Genomic DNA, 21,883 nt, shown 5'->3' with positions numbered 1-21,883 from the left:
GACTGGCCCGACAACCTAACGTCTGGTTCTCGGAACGTATCAGTCATCGACCGGCAGTCATCCCGGGTCTGTCCTCCGTCGCCGCGGGTGCATGCGAAGCCGTCGTCCGAGCGACCGCGCAAGCTGACACACACGTGACTAGGAGTACGGCGTGAGCCTGCCATTCCCCACCCCCGACGACGACCCGCGGTACACCAAGCGCGGCGCGCTCTATGTGCCTGCCGGTGAGGGCCCCAGCATCTGGGCCGCCGGTGACGTGTACACGATCAAGGCCACGGCCACACAGACCGGCGGCCTGCTCGGTTTCATCGACGCGTCGGTGCCGCCGGGCGGCGGGCCGGACGCGCACGTTCACAACGACCAGGACGAGACGTTCTACCTGCTGTCCGGGGAACTGGAGTTCCTCGACGGCGACCACGCGTTCACCGCGCACGCGGGGGACTTCGTCCACGTCCCCCGGGGGACTCGCCACCGTTTCAAGAACAAGGGGGTGCACACCGTAAAGATGATCTTCCTGTTCACCCCCGGCGGACCGGACGAGGGATTCATCGATCTCTTCCCCAAGGCCGTGCCCGGCGAGCTGCCGGGGCCGCCGACCGAGGAACAGATCCAGCGCATGATGGGCATGGGAACGCGGACCAACACCGACATACTCCCCTAGCCTCCGCGGCAAATCCGGTTGATCGTCTACGGCCCCTCCTGTAGCAATGCACCGTGATACACGGCGAGAGGGTCATCCTGCGGGCCCGGCATGACGGTGACGTCCCCGTTCTCCAATCCGAGCTGTACGACGACGTGGTGACGCGGTCGCGGGCCGACTCCCGCCCGTGGCGCCCCATCGCGCCGGCCTCGGGGCACTCGCCGTACGCGGTGGCCGCACCGTCGGACGACGCGGCGTGCTTCTCCGTGGTGGAGTCGGAGTCGCGGGAACTGGCCGGCGAGGCCCTGCTCTGGGGCATCGACACGCACAACAGGATGGCTCACGTGGGGATCTCCCTGCGACCCGCGTTCCGCGGCCGCGGGCTCGCCGCCGACGTCCTCGGCGCGCTGTCCGAGTACGGGTTCGCCGTACTCGGATTGCAGCGTCTGCAGATCGAGACCCTCGCGGACAACGCCCCGATGATCGCGGCCGCGATCAGAGCGGGGTTCGTCCGGGAGGGCACGCTGAGGCGCTCCGCCTGGGTGTGGGGTGCGTACGCGGATGAGGCCGTCCTCGGCCTTCTCGCCGGGGAATGGACGTCCCGCGCCTGATCGCCGGCGCGGTCATGCTCGTCCTACTCGTCCTCGTCGTCGTCCGGCGGCGGGTCGGGCAGGCGCCAGCCCGCGATGAGCAGCGGCATCGTGTAGTGGGTCGCGACGAGCGTCAGCGCCGTCGGGCCGATCAGCGCGAGCGGGATGGTGATCGAGAGGGGGCCGTCCTGCCAGCTCACGAAGTTCGCCAGCACGAACAGCAGGCCGAGGACGAGGGTGGTGCCGCCGTGGGCCGACGTGTAGGCCCGGCGCCGCTCGATCAGCTGGCGCTCGTCGAGGAAGCGCTCGGGCAGGTACAGGGCGCCGCGCGTGGCCGCGTGGAGCCAGCTGACGACCGGGAGCCCGACCACCAGGCTGAGGCCGAACATCGACAGGTAGACGTTGCGCGCCAGGTCGCTCGGCGCGTATCGGGCGATCACCACCAGTCCCGCCCAGAGGACGACCAGCGCCGCCGTGCCCGCCACCACCAGACGCCGCCGCGCCGGCCTGGTCGCCCACCAGCGGTTCGCCGGGAGGCTCTCCAGCCGGTCGCGCCGCTTCTCCCACGTGCTCATCACGACCCCAGCCTGGCGAACGGATGGAGAGAGAAGATGACCTCCACCGGCACCTCGAAGTATTCGGCGATCTTCAGTGCGAGGAACAGCGAGGGGCTGTACTCGCCCCGCTCCAGGTAGCCCACCGTCTGGTAGTGCACACCCAGAGCCGCGGCCAGATCCTTGCGGGAGATCCCACGCTCCGCCCTGAGCATCGGGATCCTGTTGTAGACGACCTCGTTGGACACCGGGAATCCTCACTTGCCTGTGACCCTGCGCAGGAGCCACGGTGCCAGCACCATACCGGCGACCGCCCAGGCGCCCATCACCGTCGCGGCCGTGCCGAGCTCCCACGTGCCGTGCAGTTCGCCGCCGGGGGAGGCGAAGAACGCCGCCCGCAGTCCGTGTCCCTGCCAGTAGAGCGGGAAGATCTGCGCGGCCCACTGCACGGGCGTGGGCATCATCGTCATGGGGACCATCACCCCGGAAGCGATCATCAGCAGCATGCTGGGCAGGCCGACGGCCGCCGCGGCCGCCTTGGCGGTGGGCAACATCGCCCCGATCATCGCCCCCAGGGGGATGACCGAGAGTGCGCCCAGGACCAGCACCCAGACCAGCGTCGCCCAGCCGTACAGGCTCGAAGGCAGGGTGAGCCCGCCGATCGCGCCGCCGATCGCCAGCATGAGCGCGGAGTGCACGGCGATGTGCAGCGTCAGCGACACCGCCCTGCCCGTGATGTAGACGGGGATGCCACGCGGAAGCATGCGCAGCCGGAGCAGCGCGCCCTCCTCGCGGTCGGCCGCGATCAGCATCGGCAGCGTCATGATCCCGGCGGAGAACACGGTGAAGGCGACGAACCCGACCGTCATGAACGCGGTCATCCCGACGCCGCCGCCTGCGGGGTTGCGGCCGATCCAGAGGATGAGCATCAGGTACATGATCAGGCCCGCGATGTTGGTGCCCAGTTCCTTGCGGTCACGCAGGATGGCGTTCTGCTCGATCAGGCCGCGCCTGATCCCCAGCGTCATCGTGGTCATGCCGCGCTCCTTTCCACCAGGTTGAGGTAGCTCTCTTCGAGGCTCGGCCGCCGGATCTCCAGTTCGGGGACCGGTCCGCCGTACCGCTGGTGCAGCCGCCAGGCCAGCTCCGACGGGTCGTCCGTCTGCTCGGTCCCGTCGCGCCACCGCACCAGGGAGGGAGCCTGTACGGCTGCCGCCACCTCCTGCGGAGTGCCGAAGACCGCGATCCGGCCGTCGAGGAGCACGGCGACGCGGTCGGCCAGTCGCTCGGCCTCGGCCAGGTCGTGCGTGGTGAGCAGGACCGTGGTGTCCAGGCTCTCGATGAGCTCGTGGAACTCCCTGCGCGCCTCCGGGTCGAAGCCGGTGGTCGGCTCGTCGAGGAAGAGCAGTTCGGGCCGGCCGACGATGCCCAGCGCCACGTCGAGCCGTCTGCGCTGCCCGCCGGACAGGTCCCGGACCCTGGCGGTCGCGTGCCCGTCGAGGCCGAGCGTCTTCAGCAACTCTCCGGTGTCCCACGGGGTGGGGTAGTGGGCGGCGACATGGTCGAGCAGGGTCCGCACGTGCCAGCGGGGGTGGTCGCGCCAGTCCTGCAGCACCGTGCCCAGCCTCGCCCGCCAGGCGTCGCCGCCGCGCGCCGGGTCCTCGCCGAGCACCCGGACCTCGCCCGCCGCCCTGGTCCGCAGGCCTTGGAGGATCTCGATCGTGGTCGTCTTTCCGGCGCCGTTCGGGCCGAGCAGGGCGACGGTCTCGCCCCGGCGCAGGTCCAGGTCGATTCCACGCAGGACCTGTCGTTCGCCGTACGACATCCGCAGCCCGCGGACGTTGATCACAGTATCCATGCCATGGAATGTAGTACATCTACTACAAGCTCGACAATAGCTATGACGATCGATAGCGATGATGGGGTATGCGATTGGCGGTGCCGGCCAACCGGGGGGGAGCGACGCGCGCTAGTTCGCCTGGTTCTTGCAGATGTTCTGCGTGGCCGTACGGGCAGAGGGGATCGACGCCGGAGTGGAAGACGGCTTGACGGTCGCGAGCTTCACCTTCTTGACCGTGTTGTTCTTCTGGCCGACGACGACCTCGATGCTCTGGATGCCCTTGCGTTCCCGCAGTTCTGCTCCGGGGAACGCGGCGGCCACCGTCCGGGCCGAGTCCTCGCGGCCGGCCGGATAGCGGATCACGGTGTTGGTGAAGTTCCGTTCGGGCACGTCACCGGGAGTCGAGGGGACCATGAAGCCCGCCGCGAGCAGGCTCGCCTTGGTCTTGGCGCCCAGCCCGGTGATCAGGGTGCCGTTGAGGACGCGGACCGCGATCCGCCCCGGGGGAATCGTCAGCGCACCCGCGGACGCGGTAGGCGCCGCGCCGGGAGAGGGCGGCGTGGAGGTGGACGGGAGAGCCGAAGCGGAGATCGACGCGGACGGGGCGGGGGAGCGGCGTTTGACCGGCCCGGCCTGCAACTCGTCCGCGGAGATCTGGCGGAACAGCTCCCGCGCGGCCGGCTTGTCCCACAACACGGCGGACTCGCCCGTCGGCGCCTTGTAGTTCACGTCGGACAGCGGCACGGTCGCGAACGAGACGTCGTCGGTGGAGACGTCCTTGAGCTGGTTGGCCAGCCCGAGCAGGTCTTCGGACAGGGCCTTGTCCACGGTCAGCGTCTTGAGCGTGGAGCTGACCAGCCCGGCGAGCTTGGCCGGGTTGGCGAGGGTGCCGCCGCTGAGCGCCTTGCCGAGAAGCGCCGAGATGACCTGCTGCTGCCGGTCGATGCGGTCGAGGTCCGCGCGGGCCGTGGCCCGCGTACGCGCGTAGGCGAGCGCGTCGACGCCGTTGAGGTTGTAGGTGCCCGGCCGCAGGGAGAGCCGGGTCTTGGGGTCGTCGATGGCGATGGGCGTGCAGACGGTGACGCCGCCCAGCGACTCCACGACGTCGATGAAGCCGAGCACGTTGACCTCGACGTAGTGGTTGATGCGCAGCCCGGTGGCCTGCTCGACCGTCTTCACCGCCAGCTTCGCCCCGCCGAACTGGTACGCCGAGTTGATCTTGTGCGTGCCGTTGCCGGGGATCTCGGTCCAGGTGTCCCTGGGCAGGCTGACGACCGTGACCCTCTTGTGGTCCTCGGAAAGGTGGAGCACCATCATCGTGTCGCTGCGCTCGCCGGCCTCGCGCCCGAGGTGGAGCTGGTTCTGCTGCCGCCTGCTGAGGTCGTCGCGCTTGTCGACGCCCACGAGCAGGATGTTCATCGCCCCCTGCGCCGGGGTGTCGGTCGTGCCCGCGTCGACGGACTGGATCTGGCTCGCCGCGTAGTTGGGGATCAGCCACAGCACGCCGGATCCGATCAGAACGGCGCTGGACAACGAGCCCGAGATGAGAAGAGAGCGGAGGTTCGTCCGGCTTCGGCGGGCGCGACGGGCCGCGATCCTGATCCCCCCGTAGGCGTCGCCCCCTACGTGGACCCCGGAGTCGCCGATCTCATCGTCGTCGCCAGGCATTCGCGGTCACCCTTTCGGTTGCCGTCTCCACCCCTCCGTACAGTAGCGTGAGCGCAGCCATGAAGCCCTTTCCCGACTCGCGCCAAACTGGCCAGACCCCCACGCGCGACTGGCCCCCCGTATCGGTGATCATGCCGGTGCTCAACGAGGAACGGCACCTGCGCGATGCCGTCATGCAGGTCCTCGACCAGAAGTACGACGGTCCCATCGAGGTCGTCATCAGCGTGGGCCCGTCCCGCGACCGGACGCAGGAGGTCGCCGACGCGATCGCGGCCGAGGACTCCCGCGTCGTCGTCGTGGCCAACCCGACCGGCCGCACTCCCAACGGATTGAACGTGGCCGTCGCCGCCTCGAGCAATCCCGTCATCGCCCGGGTCGACGGGCACGCGATGCTCCCGTCCGACTATCTGCGCGCAGCCGTGGAGACCCTGGAGGAGACCGGCGCCGACAACGTCGGCGGCATCATGGCCGCCGAAGGGGTCAGCCCGTTCGAGCAGGCCGTGGCGTGCGCGATGACCTCCAAGATCGGTGTCGGCAACGCGCGGTTCCACACCGGCGGCGAGGCCGGACCGGCGGACACCGTCTATCTCGGCGTGTTCCGGCGTGAGGCGCTGGACCGTGTCGGCGGCTACGACGAGCACTTCCAGCGCGCCCAGGACTGGGAGATGAACCACCGCATCCGGGAGACCGGCGGCCTGGTGTGGTTCCAGCCGCGCATGCGGGTGTCCTATCGGCCCCGGCCGAACGCCCGGGCACTGGCGAAGCAGTACTTCCACTACGGCCGGTGGCGGCGGGTCGTCTCGCGCACCCACAAGGGCACGATCAACCTGCGCTACCTGGCCCCGCCCGCTGCGGTGCTGGCCATGGTCCTCGGTCTGGTCGTCTCACCGTTCTTCTGGCCGGGACTGCTGATTCCCGCCGCCTACATCGTGGCGATCCTCGCCGGGTCGGTGCTCACCGGGCGAGGCCTGTCCCCGGCCGCGCTCCTGCGACTCCCGCTCGTCTACGCGACGATGCACCTGTCATGGGGCACCGGCTTCCTCACCAGCCCGTCCCGGCTCAGCAAGACCCGGCCCGAGGCCGAGCGGGCGCGCCTGCAGGACCTGTTCGAGGACTGAGGCTCCGCCGGTCCCGGCGGCCTGCCCCGCACGTGAACGGGCGACCGCCCTGCCGACCGCCTCGTCGAAGCGGGTGAGCGCGTCCGGCTCGTCGGGGCCCAGCAGGTGGGCGCGCAGTTCGCGGCGGGCCGCGGCCATGCCGTCCTCGCCTCCCCTGAGGGAGGCGAGGACACCGGGAAGCTCGCCGAGGTCATGGCCGAGGAGATAGGCCGCACGCGCGCTGGGACAGCGCGCACGGAACTCGTCGCCGGACAGCCCCGCGACGTTCGTCACGGCGTACGGCTTGCCGCTCGCCACGAAGTCCGACACGACGCTCGATATATCCGCGATGAGCAGGTCGGCCTGGTTGAAGCACTCGTAGAGGCCGGGCCCCTCGCCGGTCACCGCCACGTGCTCCCGCGGGCCGTCCGCGCGGGCGTCCCGCAGGAGGGTCATGATCTTCCGGTGCGCGGCCCGCGCGGCGGCGGACCTGTGGCCGGTCAGCGGGTGGGGCCGGTAGATCAGCCGGACGGGCTCGTTCAGCAACGCCCGCACCAGACGCGGCCCCATGACGTCGATCGAGGTGTGGAACAGGTCGGTGGTCCAGCCCTCCCACGTCGGCGCGTAGAGGACCGTCGGCCACGGCAGCGTCCCCCGGGCGTACGGGCTGCCGCGGAGCACCGCGGCGAGTTGGGGGCGGCCCACCTCGACGACGGCCTCGTCACGGACCCCGACCTCGGCGCGCCGGTACCTCTCCCGCCCGGCCGGGCCCGCGACCCAGACCTCGTCGTACACCTTCGTGAACGGGTTGAACGAGGCCTCCTTGTCGCTGTCCCCGTGCCCGATGAACACGCTGGTGACGCCCGGCTTCCTGAGCAGGTGGATGTTGTTGCCCATGTTGGCAGCGAACAGGGCGACGCCGGCCGAGTCGAGGCCGCGGAAGTTCATCAGGTCGACGGCCGAGGGGATGCACAACACCGGCAGCGTCGTCGGTCCCAGGACGGCGGGCAGGCTGCGCTGCCGAAGGACGACGACCGTCCTGCGGCCGATGCGCTCCAGGGTCTCCAGCCACATGGTCGCCTGGTAGGCCGACTTCACGGAGCCGGAGAAGTAGAACAGGACCTCGGGCGCGTACGCGCGCACCTGCTCGTCGACCGCCCGGACGACCTGAGCGCGATCCCGCAGGCCGGCCGCCCGCCGTACGTGCGGGACGAGCGCGAGGACGGCGGCGAGCACCACGAGGACCGCGGCGGCCGCGCCGGCGACGCCGGGCCAGGGGGTGGCCGAGAGTGCGCCGAACGCGGCGAGCCCCACGGGCATCGCGTCGAGGGGGAGCAACCGGGTGCCACGCCACGCCAGGAGCCTCGCAGGGGGCGCGGGCGGGATCCGCAGCGCCGTCAGGTCGAGGTTCGCCGCGGTGACCGGCATGAGGTGGTGACAGCTGTTCAGGTAGGTCGCCAGCGCGGTCTGGGCGACGCACACGCCATGGAAGGCGAACAGTCCGCCGATGAGGAGGAGGAAACCGCGGGACTCGGTTCCCGCCACGCGCGCGAGCAGCACCACGACGGCGAGTTCCCTGGCCGTGTACCGGAGCATCGATCCGAGATGAACCCTGCCGAGTCGGTCGCGGACGGCCTTGCGCAGCCCGGCCTCCGCCGCGTACGACAGAGCCGCCGCGACCGCGAAGGCCCACGCGGCGGGCCACAGCGCTGCGGCGAGCAATGCCGGATAAGAGGCGAGCAGCACCCCGATGAGCAGGGCGTTTCTCCCCGTGAACGATCCCCCCATGCACCGCTGCCTACCCAGGGGAGGCCGCGTCCGATCATCGCGTGAGGCGGATGTCCACCACCTGTCCCGTGAGGTCGGACAGCAGGACGTCGAGACTGGTGCGGGCGACGGCCTCCGGCGGAATCGTGCCGGCGGCGCCGGAGTCCGCGGAGGGTACGACAGGCGTGGACGTGACCGCCCGCTCGGGGTTCAGGCAGTTGACCCGCACCCCCTTGGGGGCCCATTCGTCCGCGAGCGCCTCGGCGAGGTTCACGACGGCGGCCGCCGTCGACGAGTTGAGGCTGCGGCCGGCCCGCCCGTGGGCGTCAGAGGACGACGTGCAGAGCAGGAGGCGCCCGCGGGTCTCGGCCAGATGGCCGAGCGAGGCCCTGGCGACGTTGACCGGGCCGAGGTAGTTGACCGCCACGATCTCGGCGAGGGCGGTCTGCCCGATGTCGGCGAGCCTGCCGACGTGCAGGGCCGACGCGGCGTTCACGACGTGGTCGATGCGGCCGGTCTCCGCGTGCACGCGCGCGAGCGCGTCCTCCACGGCGCCGGCGTCCTCCACGCGCACCCCGCCCCGGCTCCGGGAGAACGAGCGGACCGTCGCGCCGTAGCCCTTGGCGAGGTCGGCGAGCTCGGCTCCGAGGCCGTGCCCGCCGGCGAAGACCACCAGCGTTCTGCCGTCGAGACCGCGGCGGCACTCGTCGTCGGTGAGCGCCGGAGCCGCCCGCCCACGCAGCCGGAAGAGCCCGTCGGCGATGAACGCGTCGATCGGATGGGTGACCTTCATGTTCTGCTCGCTGCCCGCGACCAGGTGGATCGGCACGTCCGGCAGGTAGCGCAACATGACGCCGCAGTCGTCGGTCGCGGGCCTCGCGCCGAACTCGGGGTCGTCGAAGGCCAGCCGGTAGGCCTCGCGGATGACCGACAACCGGAAGCACTGAGGGGTCTGTCCCCGCCGGAGCACGGAGCGGTCGGGGATCTCGTGGACGATGTCGCCGTGTGGCCCGGGGGCGGCGACCAGGACGGTGTCGGACGACGGGATCACCACGTCCACGGCCTGATGGTGGCGGAGCGCGGCGACGCACTCGCTGATCACCCGCGGCTCGACGAACGGCCGGACGGCGTCGTGCAGCAGCACGTCGCACTCCTGTTCGCCCAGCGACTGCAGGGCGCGCCACGTCGACTCGGTACGGCTCGCGCCGCCTTCGAGGATCTTGCTCACCTTGGTGTAGCCGTTCCTGCGCACCAGCTCCGCAGCCTCGTCGACGAAGCCGGGGGCCATCAGCACCACGACCTCGTCGATCTCCGGATGGCCGTCGAACGTGTCGAGCGTGTGCTCGATGATCGTCCTGCCGGCGATCTTCAGTAGCTGCTTCGGCGTGTTCAGGCCCATCCGCTGCCCGATACCTCCGGCAAGCACCACTCCGACCGTCCGAAGGCGTGACTCCGCGATCATGATCTCCTCCCCACCTGACCATACCCGCGTCAGGAGAAGGGCAAGGTGATTGCCACCTCGTGATCACTCGGTTACGTTGCGATGTGACTCTCGGGGGGGTGGTCGAGCTGGGAAGCGGGAACGCGATGGGCGCAGATCTGAGCAGGCACGGCGTCTCGGACAATCTCGTGTCCCGTGCGGAGGCCGCCCGGAGTGTGGTGGTGGTCTTCGCCACCACGCCACTCGCCGGGCTGGCCTGCGCGGGCGGCAGCCTGCTCGGCAGGCTCACGCGTCAGCTGATCCTGCTGCCGGTCAGGGACGTCCACGTGGTCACGCGCGGGGACGACAGCTTCCGGGGTCTGGACGACGTGGCGGGCCTGGACGGCGCGGGCGAGTTCCGGCACACCGTCGCGGCGAGCGACGGGCTCGCCGAGGACCTGCGGATCGTGGCGAGAGTGGCCAGGTCGTCCACGAGCGCGGTGGCCGTCCTGTCGGGTGACGTGGTCGCCCACACCGAGGCGCTGGCCACCCTGCTCGAACATCCGTCGAGGAGCACCGGCGCCATCATCGGGAACGGGGAGGCGGGGCCGCTCCGCCCGCCGGTCAGGACCGAGTGGAGCAAGGTGGTCTCCGCGGGGAACTCCTTCCACCAGGTCGAGTGGGCCAACGGCACCTTCCGCGGAGTCCTCCAGGTGGGGGAGGCGCATCTCGGGAGCCTCGCCGACGTGGCCGACGAGCTCGCCCGGCTCGCGCAGAGCCGTCAGCTCGGCCGCGCGGGGGACACCGAGGTCGCCGACCTGCTGCTGGCCGGGCTCGTGCGCGCGGGAGTGCCCGTACGCGCCGCCGCCATCGGCCCGCTGCACTGCGAGAGGGTGGCCGGTCAGATCGCGGCGGACACGGCCGTTCAGCGGCTCGCCGAGGTCGACGAGCAGGCGGCCCGGCTGGACGCGGCCATCAAGACCGGCGACGGTTTCTTCGCGACCTATTGCGTCAGCTCGTGGTCGCGCCGTCTCGTACGGCCGGCCGCCCGGATGAGCCTCACGCCGAACGCGGTCACGGGCATCTCCATCGGCCTGGCCGCCATCGCCGCGGTCTGGTTCTCCGAGGGCGACCGGCTCGCCCAGATCATCGGCGCCCTCGCGCTCTACCTGTCCTTCGTGCTCGACTGCGTCGACGGTCAGCTCGCCCGCTACACCCGCACGTTCTCTCCGCTGGGGAACTGGCTCGACGCGATCTCCGACCGGGTGAAGGAGAACGTCGTGTACGCCGGCCTCGCCGTCGGCTACGCCGCGGCGCCGGAGGGGCCCCGCGACATCTGGGCGCTGGCCGTAGCGGTGATGATCCTCCAGACGATCAGGCACCTGGTCGACTTCTCCTATTCGGGGTCGGTCGCGGATGCCGCCAAGGCCGCCGACCCGGCGGAACAGGAGTATTCGCTCGCCGATCCGTGGGACACCGTGCAGCGGACGCGTCCCGCGACCACCGGGGCCGCGTCCGTGCTCGCACTGTCGAGACGGCTGGACTCGGGTGCGGCCTACTGGCTCAAGAAGATCATCGTGCTGCCCATCGGGGAGCGGATGGCGCTGATAGCCGTCACGGCCGCACTGTTCGACGCCCGGGTGACGTTCCTGGCCCTGCTGACCTGGGGCGGTGGCGCGCTCCTCTACACGCTCGCCGGCCGGATCGCGAGGTCCTTCGCATGATGCGAGGCAATTCATGATCTCCGTACAGATGACACCCGTGCCGCGCAGCGCCGTCGTGGCCTACCGCGACGACGGGCTGCTGGCGAGGAGCATGGGTCTCCTGGTCGTCGGCCAGTTGCCCCCGCTTCCGCCGGCGCTCGTGGGGGCCTTCGTGACCGGGGTCCTCCTGGTCATGGGGGTGGCGAGCGTCGACGACGTCGCCGTGTTCGCCCCGGCGGCGGCCCTGCTGCTGGCCGGCTCGGGCAGCTCGCACCGGCATGACGGGCGGCTCGACTGGCTCGTGCCGCCGATCCTGCGGCTCACGGAGTACGGCTTCGTCGCCTCGATCGGGTTCGCCCGTTCGGTGCCGCCGTTGCTGATCATGGCGTTGCTGGGCGCCATGGCCTTCCACCATTACGACACCGTCTACCGCGTGCGGCAGCACGTCTATCCGCCACGATGGCTCCCCATAGCCGGGCTGGGCTGGGACGGCCGCATGCTGGTCATCGCCGCCGGCGGCCTGTTCGGCGCGGTGACCGCGGACTTCTGGGTTCTCGCGGTCTATCTGTGGGGCCTGTTCCTCTGGGAGAGCCTCACCTCCTGGCTCGCCGTACCCCGCCGGGCGGAGGTGGCGGGCGCCGCGGAGCCCGGCTGAGCCGTATTCCGCGAACACACCGGTGCAGCACACATGGTTAACTACAAGCCAACTCTGGCTTACACAATCCGGACCAAAAGCCAACTAACCTTTGAGGTTACTGTCTGACGGTCGACCTCGAGGAGTGCGAGAAATTGCTCGGAATGGTGCTGGCAGCAGGGGCTGGACGCCGCCTGCGGCCGTACACCGACACGCTGCCCAAGGCACTGGTGCCGGTCGACGGTGAGACCACGATCCTCGACATCGCCCTGCGCAACCTCGCGGCGGTCGATCTCCGCGAGGTCGTGGTCATCGTGGGCTACCAGGCGCAGGCCGTACACGAGCGCAAGGCCGACCTCGAGCGCCGTCACGGGGTCACGCTGACGCTCGTCCACAACGACAAGGCCGAAGAGTGGAACAACGCGTACTCCCTGTGGTGCGCGCGTGACTACTTCGGGCAGGGTGCGTTGCTGGTCAACGGGGACACCGTCCACCCGGTGTCCGTGGAGCGGACGCTGCTGTCCGCGGACGACGGCGGGGACATCCTGCTCGCGGTCGACGACGTGAAGTCCCTCGGCGACGAGGAGATGAAGGTCACCCTCGAGGACGGCCGCCTCAAGAGGATCACCAAGCTCATGGAGCCGTCCGAGGCGTACGGCGAGTACATCGGCGCGACGCTGATCAGGCCCGGCGCGGCGGAGCGGCTGGCCGACGCCCTCCAGACGACGTTCGAGCGCGACCCGCAGCTCTACTACGAGGACGGCTACCAGGAGATGGTCGCCCGTGGGGAGAAGATCGCGGTGGCGCCGATCGGCAAGGTCGACTGGGTCGAGGTGGACAACCACGACGACCTTGCGAAGGCCCGTGAGATCGCATGCCGCTACTAGGACCAACGGGCCACCCGGCTCTCCGACCCCACGCGCACGACGTTCTCGCCGCCTGAGGAGTTCTCATGCCGATTCTGGCAAGAATGCTCCCCGCCCCCCTCACGATGGAGGTCCGGCGGGGCGCGATAGCGCAACTCGGCGCGTTGCTGGCCGACAGCCGGGTCGCGACCTCCGGCCGGGTCGCGGTCGCCGTGGGCACGAGCCAGGGCGACAGGATCGCCGAGGTCATCGCCCCCTCGCTGGGAGAGGCGCGGGTCTTCCGGGTGCCCGACGGCACCGTCGACGCGGCCGTCTCGCTCGGCGCCGACCTGCGCAAGGGCGCCTATGAGGCCGTCGTCGGAGTCGGCGGCGGCAAGACCATCGACGCGACCAAGTACGCCGCCTCGCTGGCCGGCATCCCGATGGTGGCGGTGGCGACCAACCTCTCGCACGACGGCATCTGCTCGCCGGTGGCCTCCCTGATCCACGAGGGCGGGAAGGGCTCGTTCGGCGTGCCCATGCCGCTGGCGATCATGGTCGACCTCGACTTCGTGCACGACGCCCCGGCCGCCCTGGTCAGGAGCGGCGTCGGCGACGTGGTGAGCAACCTGTCGGCCATTGAGGACTGGCACCTCGGCAACATCGAGCGCGGCGAGCCCATCGACGGGCTGGCGATCTCCATGGCGCGCACGGCGGCGGAGGCGGTGCTGGGGCGGTCGGACTCGATCGAGTCCGACTCCTTCCTGACCGTCCTCGCGGAAGCTTTGATTCTGTCCGGCATGTCTATGGTCATCGCCGGGTCAAGCCGGCCCAGCAGTGGCGGTGATCATGAGATCCTGCATGCTGTGGATCAGCTCTACCCCGGAACGTCCAACCACGGCGAGCTGGCCGGGATCGGCGCGGCGTTCTGCTTCTATCTCCGCGAGGACTCCCGCCGGCTCGACGACGTCGCCGGTTGCCTCAGGAGCCACGATCTGCCCGTCGTCCCGGGAGATGTCGGCCTGACCCTCGAGCAGTTCACCGCCGCGGTGATGCTGGCTCCGAGCACGCGGCCCGGCCGTTACACCATCCTCGAGCACCTTCGGCTTTCGGAGACCGAGGTCCGCGCGAAAGTTGAGGGATATGTCCACGCCGTCGGTCGCTGAGCTTCGTGCGGTCGCCCAACCGCAGACCACGATGGACCGCCGCAGTGGTGAACACTGGGCGGGCCTGCTCTACATGAGGCACCTGTCCATCTACGCCACCTGGCTGCTGGCCAAGACGCCCATCACGCCCAACCAGGTCACCGGCCTGATGATCGTGTCCGGGGTGGCGGCGGGAGCCGTACTGGCTCTGCCGGGGTTCTGGGCGGCGCTGGCGGCGGCCCTGCTGATCCAGCTCTACCTCCTGCTCGACTGTTCGGACGGCGAGCTCGCCCGATGGACGCGCCGGACGTCGATCACTGGGATCTACCTGGACCGGGTGGGCCACTACTTCGCCGAGGCCGCACTGCTCATCGGCCTGGGTTTCCGGGCCTCCGAGACCGTCCCCGACTGGTACACCATCCTCGGCTTCGCCGCGGCGCTGGGCGCGATCCTGATCAAGTCGGAGACCGACCTCGTCGACGTCGCCCGGGCCCGTTCGGGCCTCGTCGCGGCGACCGAGACCTCGGCGGGGGAGTTCACGTCGGGCCGTCTCGGCCTGGCCAGAAAGGTGGTCGGGGCGCTCCGGTTCCACCGGGTCATCCAGGCCATCGAGCTGTCGATCATCGTCGTGGTGGCCGCCGTCCTGGACTTGTGGTTCCCCGCCACCCGGATCCTCGTCGTCGCGTGCGCGATCATCGCCGCCGTCCAGCTCATCCTGCATCTGGTGAGCATCCTCGCGTCGAGGAGGCTCTCATGATCAGCTCCGCGCGTACGTATCGGACCGACGGCCGAGGGAAAACCGGTCGTCCGTACATGCGCGGTTTGGTAGGGGTTTCCCGGGAGTTCCGATACTCTTATTTTGCAGTAAATAAGGCGGATTCCGGATTGCCCGGCCATACAGACTCGGTGATCATGAAATCGTATGTAGCCGTCCCGATGCTGAGGCGATGACCCCGGTGAAGCTTTCGTGCGTCATCCTCACCATGGGCAACAGGGTCGCCGAGCTCGACCGGGCGGTCGAGTCCGCCCTGACCCAGACCGACGGCGACGTCGAAGTGGTGATCGTCGGCAACGGCGCCGACGTGCCGGGACTGACCGCCCAGCCTCTAGCCGAGTCCGCCGCTGCCATCAAGACGGTACGGCTTCCGTACAACGTGGGCATACCCGAGGGGCGTAATCGAGGCGTCCAGGAGTGCTCGGGCGACGTCGTCCTCTTCCTCGACGACGACGGCTGGTACGCCAGCTCCAAGGTCGCCGCGCACGTTCGCGAGAGGTTCACCCACGAGCCCGACCTCGCCGTCATCTCCTTCCGGGTCATGGAGCCGGAGGGGGGCTCGGTACAACGGCGGCACGTTCCCCGGCTGCGCGCGGGGGACCCGGAGCGATCCTCGCCCGTCACCACCTTCCTCGGCGGCGCGTGCGCGATCCGGAAGTCGGCGTACCTGCAGGTCGGCGGCTTGCCGGAGAATTTCTTCTACGCGCATGAGGAGACCGACCTCGCTTGGCGGCTGCTCGGCGAGGGTTACCGCATCGAGTACGACGCCGAGCCGGTCATGTACCACCCTCTGGTGTTGCCGAGCCGGCACGCCGAGTTCTACCGGATGAACGCCCGCAACCGGGTCTGGCTGGCCCGGCGGAACCTGCCGTGGCCGCTGGCCGTCCTGTATCTGTTCAACTGGATCGCGCTGACCGTCGCCCGCGTCCGGGCGACGAGCGCGCTCAAGGCGTGGTTCCACGGGTTCGGCGAAGGGCTGCGCCAGCCGGCGGGCGAGCGCCGCCCCATGGCCTGGCGCACCGCCTGGCGCATGCTCCGTCTCGGCCGCCCGCCGATCGTCTAGATCCCTCAGGCCTCGACCGGCCGGGACGACGGCAGCGGGCGGGCCTCACCGACCGACATCGACAGGTGGCTGATCGAGCTCGTCATCAACGCCCGCTTGGGCAGCCCGAGTTCGCTCAGCTCCTTGGCTATCGGATGGTTGCCCAGCCGGATCAGCGCGCCGCCGGGCCTGGCGCGGATCCCCCGGGGTCGCATCGACCACGGCACGCGCCGGGTGACCCCGTCGAGATGCGCGTAGGCGTCCATCGCGATCGAGCCCGCACCCGGAAGCGGTGTGCCCGGCCGGATCAGCAGGTCGATGACCAATCGTCCGTCCTTGCGCAGGATGCACCGCTTGTACGGCGTGCCGAGCCGGATCTCGATGTCGGCGAGTTCCTTGGGAAAGCCCCATATAGCCCGGCCGGCCTCCAGCGTGAGCCTCCGGTCGACGGGCAGCCAGTGGATGAAGGTGCCGAAGCCGGCCCTGTGCATGTCCCTGACGCCCGCCAGGAGGCCGCGTGGCGGCGGAGCCTGTGCCTCCGGCGGCCGTACCAGGAAGGCCACGCCGAACTCGTGGTAGTCCTCCAGAGCCGAGTCCCGATATTGCGCGAAGACCAGCGTGCAGGCCGCCTTGCCCGGCAGGAGTTCCGTGACGTCCATCCCTGAGTATGCGAGGACGGCCCGGGCGGCGTCGGCCCGTACGAGGTAGGTCGCGCTGCACACCGTGGCGTCGCGAATCTCCAGCGGGATGTCGACCCGGCGGCCCAGGATGAGATGGCTTGCCATGCTCCCAGTACAGCAAGCCCGGGTGACCCGGCGGTAGCCGCCGTGCTGCCAGGTCATGCTGTCAGGCCGTGCGGCCCGGTCGATTCGGCGGCTCGCGCGGTCAGACCGGGATGGCGCGGTCGGGCTGCCGGGCCTGTGACGAGCCCGGCGCGTCGGCCCAGCGCTCCAGGTGACCGACGAACTCGCCGGACACCAGGGGCCAGTGGTGATGGTGCAGCGCCTCGAAATAGCCGCGCGCCCCCATCGCGTTGCGGCGCTCGGGGTTGTCGCGGAGCCGGAGCACGGCCTGCGTCACCGCGCTCACCACGGATTCCACGTCGCCGAACGGGACGATGGTGCCGCAGTCGACTCGCCCGACGAGTGAGGCCGCCCTGGTCAGCGGCGTAGTGATCACCGGAATGCCTCTCGCCATGTACTCGATGACCTTCGTGGGCGTCGACCCCCGGTAGTTCGGCAGGTCGTGCAGCAGGGAGAGCCCCGCGAGCGCGCCCTCGGCCATCCTGAGCGCGTGCTGGTTGGGCACGTGCCCGAACCAGTCGAGGACGCCCTCCCGCTGCGCGTCCCTCAGCAGGGGCCGGACGTCGGCGTCGGCCGGGCCGATCAGGTCGAGCCGGATCCCGTGGACGCGGAGCCGCCGCGCGAGCTCGATCATCTCGAGCGCACCGCGCGCCCGGGCGAGTTGGCCGATGTAGACGATCCGGTTGTCGCCCGGGGCCTGGGGAGGGGTGTCCGGCACATAGGTGAGGTTGGGGATCACCGGGTGGTCGCCCACGAAGCGGTCCCGGTAGGACTCCTCCGCGAGGAACAGGTGCATGCGGCGCTCCGCCCGGCCCTCCATGCCTCTGATCAGCGGAGGCAGAACGCTTCGCATGGCGTCGGGGAGATAGGTCTTGGCCTCCATCGCCGCCGCGGTGTCCTCGTGGACGTCCCAGACGGTCGGCGGCCTCTTACGGGGCAGCGCCAGCAGCAGTTCGATGTCGTGGATGAGGAGGATGTCGGCGTCCTTCACGCCCCGCTTCAACGCCGTGCGGGCGGCCCTGATGGCCTTCCTCCGGTGCAGGCCCACGGCGCGAGGGACGTCGATGGGCCGGATCTCCGGCGGCGGTGTCACGTTGCAGTGGGTGAACGGCGCAATGAAGGTGACCTGGTGACCCGCGTCGAGCAGTGCACGGATCTGCCGGTGGGTGATCCGTGCGTCCTCCGGATGATGGACTATCGTGCCGACACATACCCTCATAGGGGGAGGCTTGCTGTCCGGTCCGAAGTGTCCGAATGCGCCGGGTGAATGGCCGCCGAACTGCTGCTTAATTTACGGCTGTAGCGGCCAGGCGGCGGCCCCGAGGGGCTACGCCGGCTGCTCGGACCTCCGGTAGAGCCAGCTGAGCCGGGGCTCCAGCAGCCACTTGAAGAACGTGCGCGTGAGGGGCATGCAGAGCACGATCGCCAGGGCGAAACAGGCGCTCGCGATGGCCGCCACTCCGAGCGGGCCGAACAGCCACGGGGCGCTCAGCCAGCCCATCTCCTTCGCGATCATCACCGGGACGCCGTGCAGGAGGTAGCAGTACAGCGTGCGCGTGCCGAGGTCGGAGAACCAGGTCTCGGATCGGGGGATCAGCGAGAGCACGGCGGCCGACATCGTGAGCGCGGCGCCGAGGAGCGCCATCCGCAGGACCATGCCCTTCCACCAGACGAGGTGGAGATCCGGGTAGCTCTGGCTGTAGTAGATCGGGCCGAGCTTCACGGAGTAGTTCTTGACCAGGTAGACGGCCACGGCGGCAGCGCCGGCGATCACGAGGACCGACAGCACCCGCACCCACGCGCGGGCGAGGAACTCGAACAGGCCCGGCTTGATCACCAGCCCCAGGACGAAGAACGGCAGGAGCCCGAAGAACCGGTCGACGCTGAAGTCGCCGGACAGGTCCGTCATCCCCGCGACCACGTAGATGATCACCGCGATCACCAGCGGGAAGCGGACGCGCTGCCAGACGGGCGTCGAAAGCCGCCAGAGCAGCAGAGCGAGCAGGTACCAGTTCAGCCAGGCCGGATCGGTGATCGAGATGCTGAACTTGTGCCCGAAAGCCGTGCGGAGTCCGGCGTAGCCGATCTCGACGACGACATAGGGGATCAGGAAGTTGTCGATGAGCTTGGTGGTCTTCGTGCTGGAGTTCCAGAAGTTCCTGGACAGGTAGCCGCTGATGGTGACGAACAGCGGCATGTGGAAGACGTAGATGAACAGGTAGGCCGCGCGGGACGAGTCGGCCGCCAGGGTCGGGACGAGCGAGTGGCCGGTGGCGACGAGCGCGATCAGGACGAACTTGACGTTGTCGAGGAAAGGCTCGCGCGGCCGCTTCTTGCTCTGGGGCGCGGGCTCGGGTTCCTGCGCGGGCTCCTGGCCGTCCCATCCGGGCGGTGCGGCCTGGCGGGTCCCCTGGGTGAACTCCTGGGGAAGCGGTCCCGTCCCCGTGGCCGTCTGGGGCGGCGCCGACGCCCACGCCGGCACGGAGAGGTCCTCGTCAGGCAGATCCCGCATGGGCCGGTCCCGCATCGGCCTGTCCCGGGTCGGCCTGTCGGTGGTCCCGGTCCCGTCGAAGGCCTGCCGGGCGCCCCCGTTGGCGTCCTGTGCCGTCCGGCTCCACGGATCCCACTGGCCGGCGGGCCCGCCGGCCTCCGGCCACTGCTGGCCCCGGGGGCCCCGCGGCTCACGGGCCGAGGCGGGGAAGGCGTGCGGCCCGGTGCCCTGAAGCGCCCGCGGTCCCGACGCCTCCGGTGAGCGCGTGTCGGAATCGCCGCTCTTGGGCGAGGCGGAGGCGGCGAAGTAGTCGAACCCCTGAGCCGGCGTCTCCTGATCCGCCTGGCCGGTCGCCGCGACGGCTCCCCGCCTGCGCGGCTGCCGTACGGGCAGCGGAGGCTTGTCGATCGGAGCGGGGACATCGAAGGGCCCGGTGGCCGGACCGGGTTCGCGCCGGCCCGCCTCGAGTCTGTCGCCTCGCGCCGGCGGCCGATCGCCCGAGATACGGCTGATCACGCCGGTGGGCCCGTCTTCGGCATCGGGGGTGACGCCTGATCCCGAAGGCTGAACCGGAGATTGGTGGCGGGAGTCACTCACGAGAGAAACGCTCTGCTATCTGTCGGGGGGATCGGCGGTTGCTCATGCGGGGGGCGGATCCTGGGGATCCGCGGCGCGGCCGTATCGGACATTAGCGAAGGCGCCCTCGCGGATCAGCCGAATGGGTGAACAGGGCGCGTTCACCGGTTCTTTACCTTAACGTCCCCTAGATCGGATGTCGCGCACGAGGCGGAACGTGACCTATCTGACATCAGTTGACTGGAGTGGTCAAGCGAACTCGCCGGGCGGGCATGCCCGCCCGGCCGCAGCTCACCTCAGCCGGAACAGATGTTGGTCTTGGACGTCACCGCGTCGTCGCCCACCTTGAGCGGGATGCGGATGCCCTTCCAGTCGGCGCCGACGACCAACTGGATCGTCGGGCCGCTCGCCTTGGCCTTCGGGCCCGGGGGAGGTGTGGACGGGGTGTACTTGTCCGACGGGCCGTTCGCCGTGACCTTGCCGATCTCCGGGGCCACCTCGTTGAGCAGCTTGGCGGTGAGGATCTTGGTGGCGGCAGCGCCCGAGCCCTCGTAGCGGACCAGCGTCTTCGGCTGGTCGGTGCCGCCCGGCTTCGTGGCGTTGCCGATGCTCACGACCTTGAAGCCCTGTGCGGTGAGTTCGTCCGCGACCTCCTTGCCCTTGCCTCCGGTGTTGGTGCCGTTGTACACGGCCACCTTCACCTGCTGCGGCCTGGTGATCGCGGGGGCCGTCGGCGTATCGGTCGTGCCCGTGCCGCCGGTCGTGCCGGTGGTCGCGGGTGGGGTGGGCGTGGCCGTGGCGACCTGGGTGTCACCCTTGATGGCGTTGAACAGGTTGTCCGCGGCCGGCTGCTTCCACTGCACCCGGTTGGGGTCGGCGGTGTACGGCTCCCACGGCACCGTGGTGGCCTTGAAACCGCTCGCCTTCAGCTTCGACGCGCTCTGCGCGATCTGCAGGATCTCGCCCGCGTTGAGCGCGTCGTCCATGGTCACCGACTGGGCGGTGGCCTTGATGAACGCGTTCAGCTTGCCGACGTCGGTGAGCATCGAACTGCTCGTCGCCTTGCTGACGATCTGGGAGATGAAGACCTGCTGCCGCCTGATCCTGGAGATGTCGCTGCCGTCGCCGAGACCGTGCCGCGCCCTGACGTAGGCCAGCGCGGTCTCGCCCTTCACCAGGTGCTTGCCGGCCTTCAAGTGGAGCTTGGCCTGATCGTCGTCCACGTTCTGGGGCACGCAGATCGTGATGCCGCCGAGGGCGTTGACGATGTTCTTGAAGCCGGTGAAGTCGATCTTCAAGTAGTGGTCGACGGGGATCCCGGTGAGCTTCTCGATGGTCCGCCGCGTGCAGATCATGCCACCGTCGGAGAAGGCGGAGTTGATCATGCCGAGGTGGGCCGCCGTGGTGCCCTTGGTCTGGGTGTTGTGGCACTCGGGAATCATGACCATGGAGTCGCGGGGGAAGCTGAGCAGCGTCGCGCCGTCGCGGTTGGGGGCCACGTGCAGGAGCATGATCGTGTCCGTGCGCTCGCCGTCGTTGACGAGGCCCTTGCCGTACTTCTGGTTGTCGCCGGCCCGGGAGTCCGATCCGACGAGCAGCACGTTGATCGCGCCGGTCTGGTTGACGGGACGGTTCTTGTCGAGGTCGTCCGTCGAGGCGCCGCGCTTGATGAGTCCGAAGGTGTCCCGGTAGACCTTGTAGGCGGTCAGCGTGCCGAGGACCAGGATGCTCGTGAGCACGATGCTGACCCAGCCCACGACCCCGAGGGTGCGCTTCGCGCCGTCGCCGGACTTGCCGTCCGGCGGTTCGAAGTCTCCTGCGCCGCCTGCCCCGTACCCGGTCGCGAGCGCGGGCTCCGCCGAATCGCCGCCGCGTCCGCGGCCGCGTGCACGACTGGACCGGGCGCCGGCGCCGACGGACGCGAGTTCGTCCTCTTCGTCTCCGCCTCCGCGCCTGCGGCGGCGCTTGGGCGCCTCGTCCTCGTAGAGGTCGTCGTACGCGTCCCTGCCGGCGGGCGCGTCGCCCACCCTGACACCGGAGCGCTGGCCGCGCGGGGCGTCGTGAGCAGGCTGCCCGAACGAGTCCGCACCGAACGAACCGGCTGAATCGCCCCCGCGGGCGTCGTCGCCGAAGAAGCCTCCGTACGAGTCGCCCCCGAACGGGTCGGCGCCGAAGCCGTGCGAGTCCTGGCCGAACTGATCCCGGCCACCGCGCGGGTCGCTCCAGACCCTCTGGTCGCCAGACGGGGGCGTCGGGTCGCCGGGGGAGACGCGGCGGCGATCGCTCACCGGGC

Annotated in this window: 20 protein-coding genes; 9 read left to right on the top strand and 11 right to left on the bottom strand. The window is 70.0% G+C overall.

Annotated features, from left to right (window positions below; translation table 11 throughout):
• Positions 1–151: 151 nt before the first annotated feature.
• Together Pmi06nite_RS32780 and Pmi06nite_RS32775 are read left to right on the top strand one after the other, a co-directional pair.
• Positions 152–661 (top strand): cupin domain-containing protein, encoded by a 510-nt coding sequence (locus tag Pmi06nite_RS32780; RefSeq protein ID WP_239114367.1) that lies wholly within the window; start codon positions 152–154, stop codon positions 659–661.
• Between the two features lie 53 nt (positions 662–714).
• The gene (locus tag Pmi06nite_RS32775; protein WP_203957028.1) at positions 715–1,251 is read left to right on the top strand and encodes a GNAT family N-acetyltransferase; all 537 of its coding nucleotides are present in this window, start codon (positions 715–717) and stop codon (positions 1,249–1,251) included.
• Between the two features lie 23 nt (positions 1,252–1,274).
• Here the strand turns inward: Pmi06nite_RS32775 and Pmi06nite_RS32770 are convergent, their stop codons facing one another.
• From Pmi06nite_RS32770 to Pmi06nite_RS32750, 5 genes are all read right to left on the bottom strand, one after another.
• Positions 1,275–1,805: a hypothetical protein gene (locus Pmi06nite_RS32770; protein WP_203957027.1), complete on the bottom strand. Its 531-nt coding sequence runs from the start codon at positions 1,803–1,805 to the stop codon at positions 1,275–1,277.
• Positions 1,805–1,999, bottom strand: coding sequence for a helix-turn-helix transcriptional regulator (locus Pmi06nite_RS32765; RefSeq protein ID WP_203957059.1), 195 nt, complete (start codon positions 1,997–1,999; stop codon positions 1,805–1,807). The genes Pmi06nite_RS32770 and Pmi06nite_RS32765 overlap by 1 nt, the downstream gene beginning before the upstream one ends.
• A 42-nt stretch (positions 2,000–2,041) precedes the next feature.
• A complete protein-coding gene (locus Pmi06nite_RS32760) occupies positions 2,042–2,821 on the bottom strand; it encodes an ABC transporter permease (RefSeq protein ID WP_203957026.1) in 780 nt (259 codons plus the stop codon).
• Positions 2,818–3,642, bottom strand: a complete 825-nt coding sequence (locus Pmi06nite_RS32755) for an ABC transporter ATP-binding protein (RefSeq protein ID WP_203957025.1) — start codon at positions 3,640–3,642, stop codon at positions 2,818–2,820. Before Pmi06nite_RS32755 ends, Pmi06nite_RS32760 begins: the two co-directional genes overlap by 4 nt.
• Before the next feature lie 111 nt (positions 3,643–3,753).
• Complete coding sequence (locus Pmi06nite_RS32750; RefSeq protein WP_203957024.1) at positions 3,754–5,292, bottom strand: LCP family protein; 1,539 nt, start codon at positions 5,290–5,292, stop codon at positions 3,754–3,756.
• Positions 5,293–5,351: 59 nt separating this feature from the next.
• Here Pmi06nite_RS32750 and Pmi06nite_RS32745 point away from each other — a divergent pair, with 59 nt between their 5' ends.
• Positions 5,352–6,410, top strand: coding sequence for a glycosyltransferase family 2 protein (locus Pmi06nite_RS32745; protein WP_203957023.1), 1,059 nt, complete (start codon positions 5,352–5,354; stop codon positions 6,408–6,410).
• Here Pmi06nite_RS32745 and Pmi06nite_RS32740 read toward each other — a convergent pair.
• On the bottom strand, positions 6,315–8,177 hold the full coding sequence (locus Pmi06nite_RS32740; protein WP_203957022.1) for a CDP-glycerol glycerophosphotransferase family protein: 1,863 nt from the start codon (positions 8,175–8,177) through the stop codon (positions 6,315–6,317). The two genes, Pmi06nite_RS32745 and Pmi06nite_RS32740, sit on opposite strands and share 96 nt — an antisense overlap.
• 34 nt (positions 8,178–8,211) lie before the next feature.
• Positions 8,212–9,618 (bottom strand): bifunctional cytidylyltransferase/SDR family oxidoreductase, encoded by a 1,407-nt coding sequence (locus tag Pmi06nite_RS32735; RefSeq protein WP_203957021.1) that lies wholly within the window; start codon positions 9,616–9,618, stop codon positions 8,212–8,214.
• A 98-nt stretch (positions 9,619–9,716) separates the two neighbouring features.
• On the opposite strand from Pmi06nite_RS32735, the gene Pmi06nite_RS42765 reads away from it, so the two are divergent.
• The 6 genes from Pmi06nite_RS42765 to Pmi06nite_RS32705 all read left to right on the top strand — a co-directional run bounded on the left by Pmi06nite_RS42765 (position 9,717) and on the right by Pmi06nite_RS32705 (position 15,741).
• Entirely contained in the window at positions 9,717–11,300 is a 1,584-nt protein-coding gene (locus Pmi06nite_RS42765; RefSeq protein WP_275409628.1) for a CDP-alcohol phosphatidyltransferase family protein, read from the top strand.
• 28 nt (positions 11,301–11,328) lie between these two features.
• Positions 11,329–11,934 (top strand): DUF5941 domain-containing protein, encoded by a 606-nt coding sequence (locus Pmi06nite_RS42760; RefSeq protein ID WP_275409627.1) that lies wholly within the window; start codon positions 11,329–11,331, stop codon positions 11,932–11,934.
• Positions 11,935–12,068: 134 nt separating this feature from the next.
• Positions 12,069–12,800: a phosphocholine cytidylyltransferase family protein gene (locus Pmi06nite_RS32720; protein ID WP_203957019.1), complete on the top strand. Its 732-nt coding sequence runs from the start codon at positions 12,069–12,071 to the stop codon at positions 12,798–12,800.
• 83 nt (positions 12,801–12,883) lie between these two features.
• A complete protein-coding gene (locus Pmi06nite_RS32715) occupies positions 12,884–13,924 on the top strand; it encodes an iron-containing alcohol dehydrogenase family protein (protein ID WP_203957057.1) in 1,041 nt (346 codons plus the stop codon).
• Positions 13,902–14,660 carry a CDP-alcohol phosphatidyltransferase family protein gene (locus tag Pmi06nite_RS32710; protein ID WP_203957018.1) on the top strand — a complete coding sequence of 253 codons (759 nt, stop codon included), beginning with the start codon at positions 13,902–13,904 and terminating at the stop codon, positions 14,658–14,660. Before Pmi06nite_RS32715 ends, Pmi06nite_RS32710 begins: the two co-directional genes overlap by 23 nt.
• A 190-nt stretch (positions 14,661–14,850) precedes the next feature.
• The gene (locus Pmi06nite_RS32705) at positions 14,851–15,741 is read left to right on the top strand and encodes a glycosyltransferase family 2 protein (protein ID WP_203957017.1); all 891 of its coding nucleotides are present in this window, start codon (positions 14,851–14,853) and stop codon (positions 15,739–15,741) included.
• Positions 15,742–15,746: 5 nt separating this feature from the next.
• Here Pmi06nite_RS32705 and Pmi06nite_RS32700 read toward each other — a convergent pair whose 3' ends face one another.
• The 4 genes from Pmi06nite_RS32700 to Pmi06nite_RS32685 all read right to left on the bottom strand — a co-directional run bounded on the left by Pmi06nite_RS32700 (position 15,747) and on the right by Pmi06nite_RS32685 (position 21,878).
• Positions 15,747–16,505, bottom strand: coding sequence for an acetoacetate decarboxylase family protein (locus tag Pmi06nite_RS32700; protein ID WP_203957016.1), 759 nt, complete (start codon positions 16,503–16,505; stop codon positions 15,747–15,749).
• A 100-nt stretch (positions 16,506–16,605) separates the two neighbouring features.
• Positions 16,606–17,742: a glycosyltransferase gene (locus Pmi06nite_RS32695; protein ID WP_203957015.1), complete on the bottom strand. Its 1,137-nt coding sequence runs from the start codon at positions 17,740–17,742 to the stop codon at positions 16,606–16,608.
• Between the two features lie 108 nt (positions 17,743–17,850).
• Positions 17,851–19,611: an acyltransferase family protein gene (locus Pmi06nite_RS32690; protein ID WP_203957014.1), complete on the bottom strand. Its 1,761-nt coding sequence runs from the start codon at positions 19,609–19,611 to the stop codon at positions 17,851–17,853.
• Positions 19,612–19,886: 275 nt separating this feature from the next.
• Positions 19,887–21,878, bottom strand: a complete 1,992-nt coding sequence (locus tag Pmi06nite_RS32685; protein WP_239114366.1) for an LCP family protein — start codon at positions 21,876–21,878, stop codon at positions 19,887–19,889.
• Between the last annotated feature and the right edge of the window lie 5 nt (positions 21,879–21,883).

The organism is Planotetraspora mira (genome assembly GCF_016863275.1).
In the GTDB taxonomy this organism is placed as follows: domain Bacteria; phylum Actinomycetota; class Actinomycetes; order Streptosporangiales; family Streptosporangiaceae; genus Planotetraspora; species Planotetraspora mira.
This window is presented reverse-complemented; position numbering and strand designations above follow the sequence as displayed.